Below are 7,045 nucleotides of genomic sequence, written 5' to 3' on the forward strand. Positions count from 1 at the left end.
TGATCGGATACTTCGCCGAGCAAGGGCAGGCGCACACCCGCGCCCACCACGCCGGCGACCGGTGCGACAACCCGTCATGCCTGATCACCCTGGCGGCCGCAGCACAGAAACTCGACGCTCCCGCCGATGCAACTGCCGACGTGCCCGCCGCAGGCGCGGGAGGGTTCGCCGGTGTGCGGGAGGCGGGCGAGGCGGCGCTGGCATTGTTCACCGAGCAACGCGACGCCGACGTGTCGCAGCTGCTCGGCGCATGCCTCGCCGGCTTCGACCCGGCGACTGCGGCACCCCACAACGACCTGATCGCTGTCGCCACCATGTACGCCGTCGCCACAGCAGCGGGACCGGACGTCAGCCCCTCGCCACGGGCCTGGGCGTACTACGCCTACACCAACGATCGGCAACGATGGCCCGATCGGGCAGGCCGCTGGATCGCCACGGGACGCACCGCCGCGCGCCGGGCGGACGAGGACGGCCGCCACGACGACGCCATCGACCTCGCCGCACAACTGCTCACCGCCGCACTGGATCACGGCAGGTCGCTCGAACAGGCTGCCATCCGGCTCGACCTCGCCGACTACCTGCTCAACGTCGGCCGCTGCACTGCCGGTGTCAACCACGCCCGCATCGCCTGGCCGACCATCCAACACGATCAGCCACCCGCCAGTGACCGGGAACGCCTCGACCGGCTCCTCACCGGCATCCGCGCCGCCTACCTGCTCGGCGGCTGCCACCAGCACGACGACGCCGTCTCGATCATGTTCGACGCCCTCGAACGGTACGCCGGTCCACAACCCACCGGTCCCGGCAAGGCCGATCCGGACCCACCCAATTGCGACGTCCGCGAGCAGCGCTGGCAGTCCGCTCTCTCCGCCTACGGCCAGCGACGGGAAGCGCACCGCGCAGCGCATCGCCACGGCCCCTGCGACGACGACCACGAGGGCGAAACCCTCAATGCCGAGCAGCACACCGCCCACATCGTCGACCTGATCCACGCTCGCAGGAACCGGGAGGCCCACGCATGATCAACGCCCTGACTCGGATCGCCGCCGCGGCCGGCGTCGGTCTGATGCTGGTACCGGTGGCGGGTCTCATCAACGGCCGGATGACCGGCCGGACGACGGGCGCCGACGCTGGTGCCACGTTCTTACCGACGTGGCGCGCCAGGGCACCGTTCGCGTCGACGGCACCGGCCGGTGGGACATCCCAAAGCGCGCTGCTGGACATCGCCCAGCACGCCCGGCCGGTCGCCAGCGACCACCAGACCGACAGCGCCAGCTGCCTGCACCTAAGACGCTGGACCCGCACCCCCGGCCTCCAGGTCATCGAGACGACGTCGATCGTGCTGGTCAATCCGGACGGATCGGGGCTGCTGTGGCAGCAGAGCCCCTCCGACCCGGACGCCACGCCCACCGTCACGCGGTACGCGGCAGGCGGCCTGTACGGCCCGATCGGCGAGCCCATCCCAGCCGACGTGGTCCGCCTCGCCGACGCCGTCACTGCCGCCACCCCTCCCGGCAGCGGATCGACCGCCGTCGTCGCCGTCCTGCTCGACCTGGTCAGCGTCCGCACCCTCGACCGCACCCACCGCGCCGCCGTCATCCGGATCCTGGCGATGCTGCCCGGCGTCGAGATGCACGGACAGTCACCGCGCCACAACAGCGGAATCCTGGAGTTCCAGTTCTCCGACGCCAGCGGCCACCCGATCAACGTCGACATCGACCCGGACACCGCCGAAGTCCTCGGCTACCAGCTCGGCGGCCACGCCACCCTGCAGTCGAGCACGACCACGCTGATCCAGCGGCGGACCCGTTGCGCATGCCCGCCCCAGGCCAGCTGCACGGCTGCGCTACTGCGCACCGGCGTCCCACCGTCAGCCGGGTGCGTCGTGCCGCCCGGCGGCCCCTCCGTCCGCCCCGCTGACACAGTGCAAGGACCACGCCCATGACGACACCCATGTCCGTACCGCGGTCTCGCCGGCCGTCGGACGGCGCCGGAACCAATCCCGGAACCAGCCCGGGAACCATGACGGGAAGCACGACGTTCGACACCAGCGTCGCGCACCCGGCCCGCCGGTACAACTACTTGCTCGGCGGCAAAGACAACTTCGCAGCCGACCGTGACTCAGCGCATCGGCTGATCGAGGTGTTCCCGGCTGTGCGCACCGCCGCGGTCGAGAACCGGCGGCTGCTGGAGCGGGTCGTGCGTCACCTCGCTGAGCATGCCGGCGTGCGGCAGTTCCTCGACATCGGCACCGGCATCCCCGCCGCCCCGAACGTCCACGAGACCGCGCAGGAGATTTCCCCGGAGGCCAGGGTCGTCTACGTCGACAACGACCCGATCGTCATGGCCCATGCGCGAGCCCTGCTCACCAGCAACACCCTCGGCGCCACCGCATACGTCGAAGCCGACGTCCGCAACCCCGCCGCGATCCTTCGCAGCCCGGACCTGCGCGCCACCCTCGACTTCAATCAGCCGATCGCGGTGCTGCTCATCGCCGTTCTGCACTTCCTGGCCGACGACGAGCAGCCGTACCACGCGGTCGCCGAGCTCGCCGCCGCGATGCCGTCCGGCAGTTTCCTCGCCATCTCCCACGCCACGTTCGACCCGCTCGCAGCCGACCTACGCCGCCGGTTGACCGCCCTCACCGACCCCGCCGCCGGTCACGGCCCGTTCCGACCCCGCACCTATCAGGAGGTGGCCCGTTTCTTCGACGGTGCCGACCTGCTCGACCCCGGCCTGGTCTCGGTCGTGGACTGGCATCCCGACACCGCCGGCGTGCCGCACGCCACGCCCGTCGAGGCCATCAGCTACGCAGGCGTTGCCCGGCTGCCGTAGCCGCAACGTTCTGGATCGCACCAACCAAATTGGATCAGCCTCTGCCAAAAGCCGAACCTGGTCACGTTCACCACACGCACCAGCCAAGGACTGCCGTGACGCTCGACCGTGCCCGCAACGCCCGACCACGCGTCGGTATGTAGCTACCGGAGGTGCCGTGAAGACCGAACAACCAACCTGGACGCGTTCCCGGTACACCGGGCCGCTCGCGACCGTGACGGGCGATGGCAGGCATGCGGCGCCGAAAACGCCGAGAACGCTGGTCGACCAGGCCGGTGCTCTGCTGGCTGCCTACGACTTCACCGGCGCGTATCAGCTGCTTGTGGAGGTCCGATCCCTGCTCGATCACGGCGTCATCGTCGAGGACGTCGACGCGGTCGACGCCACCCGGATGCTCGCCGACACGCTGCTGGCCATGGGGCAGCCCGACCGTGCTGCCGACTTGGTCGCCGAACTCGCCGCGCGGCCGGGTCTCGGCCCGTACCAGTCAGCCATGCTCATCGTCACCCAGGCGCGGTTGCTCACCGCGCAGGACCAGCTGGACGAGGCAGCAGCCTGCTACCGCGACATCATCGACTGCGGCACCGGCGGCCGGGAACGGATGCGCTGGCCGGTGCTGCTGGCAACGGCCGGCGCCGGCGGCGTCACCGCCGCCCAGGGTCGGCCGGCGACGGCCGAACCCGCCCTGACCGCGGCCTACGCCCGCCTCTCAGAGGAGTACGGCACCAGCCACACCGACGTCGTGCGGGTCGGTGTCGAACTCGTCCAGGTGCGCAAGCAGACCGGCGGAGACGCCGCCGCTGCGCGGCTCGCGGCCAGGCTGCTACCGGCAGCGACTGCCGGTCTCGGCCAACACCACCCCTTGATCGTCGAGCTCGACGGCTACGTCGATGACCGCACCGTCCAACCCCGCGGCCGCGAGAGGGCACCGGGCGCCGCACCGTCTGTGCAGGCCACGGCATCACCAGCAGCGCCGTCACGCGGCCCGTCACCGCATTGCCGGGGCACGGCACGGCGGCGGTCACTGCCCTACTGGGCACTCGTCGCCGCTGCCATGGGTCCGGCGGCCGCAGCGGCGACCACGGCCCCGGTGCTCGCCATCACCACATTCTTGCCTGCCCGCACCCCGGGCGCGGTCGCACAGCCGCCCACACAGCAAGCGGCGGTGCTGGTCGCTGCCAGGAGTTTCTGGTCGCCGTCGTACCCCGCGGCCGGTGGCGTGCGGATCATCCGGGACAGCGGCACCACGATCGACGTCGCCTGGACCGACCCGACCGGTGGCACCCGGCCCACCATCCTGTTCCTGACCGAAGACGACACCCCGCCAGTTGTCGCCGCGACCGTGCAGGCCGCCACTACCAGCCATCGGCTCACCGGCCTGAACCGCCGCGCCCGCCGGTACTGCATCAGTGTCGCCATCGCCTACAGCACAACCACGCTCGCGCGCGCCCCCGACGTCTGCACCAGCAGACCAGCGCCCGCCACCTCGAACACCCGCGCCGGTATCCCGCCGAACTCCACGCCAGCCACATCCACACCGCGACCCGCCACGACCAGCGGGTGACCGCGATGCTGTCCTTTGCCATTGAGGTGTGTCCCTCGTGCCAGCGAACTTTGTCCCCGTGAGGGTTTGTGTCATCGAACTTTGTCCGCTGGGTTGAGACGATCGGTTGGTGAGCACGCAGGTCGAGGCTGACGGAGAGGACTTCGGCGCGACGGACTTCGAGATCGAGTTCGTCGACGCGGCGGGGTCTCGCTGTCGTGGCTCGTTGGCGCAGTGCTGGGCGGTGGCGTTCGAGGAGTTGCCACCGATCCGCGGTTTCGGCTGGTCACGGGGACAGCAGCACTTTCCGGGCTGGTGGTGGTCGGCGACCACGGACCGGCACGTGGGGTTTGAGTCCTGGCTCGAACGCGACCACGCAATGCGGCTGGACTTCGACCGAGAGGTGACGGCATTTTCGTCGCAGCCGTTCTGGTTGTATTGGCAGGTCGGGAGAGGGTGGCGTCGTCATGCGCCGGATTTCTTCGCCCGGCTGGTTGACGGCGGCGGGGTCGTGGTCGATGTCCGCGCGGACGACCGGATCCCGGACAAGGACGCCCAGGCGTTCGCGGTGACCGCTCGCGCGTGCGAGGAAGTCGGCTGGGCATTCCGTCGGCTCGGTGTCATGGATCCGGTGTTGGCGGCGAATCTGCGCTGGTTGTCGCGGTATCGGCATCCTCGGAACGGCGCCCGGACCGACGTCGTCGACCAGTTGGTGCAGGTGTTCGCGTTTCCGGCGCCGCTGATGGCCGGAGCCGCTCGGGTCGGTGACCCGCTCGTGGTGTTGCCGGCGTTGTTTCACCTGCTCTGGCAACAGGTCCTGGCCGCCGATCTCGACGCTGCCGTGTTGGCCGGCTCGTCCGTCGTCCGCGTGGCGTCTGGGAGCAGGCCGTGAGCGTGTTACCCGCATACGGGTTGCTGGACACGGTTCCGGCGCCGGTGTTGCAGGAGGCGTTGTGGTGGGAGCAGCACATCTTGGAGGTGCTGACCGGCGCACGTCCCGGTGAGCAGGACGGTCACCCTCAGTTCGATCCGCAGCAGCGGAGCCTGGCCGAGCGGGAGGCGGCGAAGGCCGACGAGCTGGTCGCGGCCGGGCGGAAGGTCACTGCCCGCAGCGTCCGGGACCGTCGGCAGCGCTATCAGACGGACGGGTTGCTCGGCCTGGTGGACCGGCGGGCGTTGCGCCCGGCCTCGACGTCCGGCCGAGTCGATGCACAGGTCGTGACGGCGATGCGGACCGCGATCGCGGAAGCATCGGAAACATCGACCCGGACTGCCGGGTTCGTCCTCTGGCGGACCCGACAATTCCTGGCGGACGCAGAGGGTTGGTCGGGACCGATGCCGTCACAGCGGACGCTCTATCGGCTTTTCGGCCGGCTGTCGCAGGGCAGGCAGACGACCGGCACAGCCCGCGCCCGCCGATCACTGGCGGCCCGCCCAGAAACGGTGTTCTCGCAGGTCGGCGTGGTCGCGCCGGGCGAGGTGATGCAGATCGACTCGACCCCGTTGGACGTGATGGTCCTGTTGGACGAGGGCGTGACCGCCCGAGTGGAACTGACCGCGCTGGTCGACATTGCTACGCGGTCGATCACCGCGGCGGTGTTGCGGCCGTCGACCAAGGCGGTCGACGCGTCGGTGTTGCTGGCCCGGTCGGTGACCGCTGAGCCGATGCGCCCCGGCTGGAGCGACGCGCTGCGGATGGCCGTGTCGGTGCTGCCGCATCAGCGGCTACTCGACATCGATGCCCGGCTGCACCATGCGGCGGCCCGCCCAGTGATCGTCCCGGAGACCATCACCTGCGACCACGGCAAGGCGTTCATCTCCCACACCTTCCGCGCGTCCTGCCGGTTCCTGGGCATCAACCTGCAACCGGCCCGCAAGGCGACCCCGACCGACAAACCGCACGTCGAACGGACGATCTTGTCGGTGGGCACGCTGTTCGCCCAGTATCTGGCCGGCTACGTCGGCTGCGGGGTCGAGCACCGCGGCCGCGACATCGGCGAACCTGAGCACCCTGCCCGGATGGCGGCGGTTCACCAGCGAACCGGTCACCGCACCGGACCTGCTGCCACGCCAACGCTTCAGCAACCTCGACGACGCGAGCCGGGCCGGCTACAACGAACTGCGTCTGGACTACCACACCCGCCTTGCAGCGGTCGCAACCTCCACGTTGCGGCACGTCATCACCACCGGTCGGCGGCTGACCCTGCTCAACCGGCACGCAGTGTCCGCCCGGCGCGGGCTGATCCTGTCCGGGCCGGCAGGCACCGGCAAGACCACCGCGATCACCCAGTTCGGCAAGACCCACCAAGCCATCGACACCGCCCGCCACCCAGGGCTGACCGACCGGATCCCGGTCCTCTATGTCACCGTCCCGCCCGCGGCAACGCCCCGCATGGTCGCCGCCGAGTTCGCCCGCTTCCTCGGCCTGCCGATCACCAGCCGGGCAAACATCACCGACATCATCGAAGCCGTCTGCGGCGTCGCCGTCGACGCCCGGGTCAGCGTCGTCGCCGTTGACGAGATCCACAACCTCGCCCTGAGCACCCGCAACGGCGCCGACGTCTCCGACACCCTCAAATACTTCTCCGAACGGATCCCAGCGACGTTCCTCTACGCGGGCATCGACGTCGAGAAGGCCGGCCTGTTCTCCGGCGTCCGCGGCAGCCA

Annotated in this window: 7 protein-coding genes; 6 read left to right on the forward strand and 1 reads right to left on the reverse strand. The window is 70.2% G+C overall.

Annotated features, from left to right (window positions below; all coding sequences use genetic code 11):
* From Dsi01nite_RS54795 to Dsi01nite_RS54815, 5 genes are all read left to right on the forward strand, one after another.
* On the forward strand, positions 1-1,022 hold a 1,022-nt coding region (locus Dsi01nite_RS54795; protein ID WP_203854484.1), incomplete at its 5' end, for a hypothetical protein.
* The gene (locus Dsi01nite_RS54800; protein WP_203854485.1) at positions 1,019-1,945 is read left to right on the forward strand and encodes a hypothetical protein; all 927 of its coding nucleotides are present in this window, start codon (positions 1,019-1,021) and stop codon (positions 1,943-1,945) included. The genes Dsi01nite_RS54795 and Dsi01nite_RS54800, both read left to right, overlap by 4 nt.
* Positions 1,946-2,022: 77 nt before the next feature.
* On the forward strand, positions 2,023-2,835 hold the full coding sequence (locus Dsi01nite_RS54805; protein WP_203854486.1) for an SAM-dependent methyltransferase: 813 nt from the start codon (positions 2,023-2,025) through the stop codon (positions 2,833-2,835).
* A 157-nt stretch (positions 2,836-2,992) separates the two neighbouring features.
* Positions 2,993-4,399: a tetratricopeptide repeat protein gene (locus tag Dsi01nite_RS54810; RefSeq protein ID WP_203854487.1), complete on the forward strand. Its 1,407-nt coding sequence runs from the start codon at positions 2,993-2,995 to the stop codon at positions 4,397-4,399.
* A gap of 109 nt (positions 4,400-4,508) precedes the next feature.
* Positions 4,509-5,270 carry a TnsA-like heteromeric transposase endonuclease subunit gene (locus tag Dsi01nite_RS54815; RefSeq protein ID WP_239137222.1) on the forward strand — a complete coding sequence of 254 codons (762 nt, stop codon included), beginning with the start codon at positions 4,509-4,511 and terminating at the stop codon, positions 5,268-5,270.
* A gap of 833 nt (positions 5,271-6,103) precedes the next feature.
* On the opposite strand, the gene Dsi01nite_RS54820 is transcribed toward Dsi01nite_RS54815, so the two are convergent.
* A complete protein-coding gene (locus Dsi01nite_RS54820; RefSeq protein ID WP_203854490.1) occupies positions 6,104-6,427 on the reverse strand; it encodes a hypothetical protein in 324 nt (107 codons plus the stop codon).
* Between the two features lie 118 nt (positions 6,428-6,545).
* On the opposite strand from Dsi01nite_RS54820, the gene Dsi01nite_RS54825 reads away from it, so the two are divergent.
* The coding region (locus tag Dsi01nite_RS54825; RefSeq protein ID WP_239137224.1) for an ATP-binding protein at positions 6,546-7,045 on the forward strand (500 nt) is incomplete at its 3' end.

Origin of the sequence: Dactylosporangium siamense (assembly GCF_016862795.1) — a bacterium.
Classification (GTDB): Bacteria; Actinomycetota; Actinomycetes; order Mycobacteriales; family Micromonosporaceae; genus Dactylosporangium; species Dactylosporangium siamense.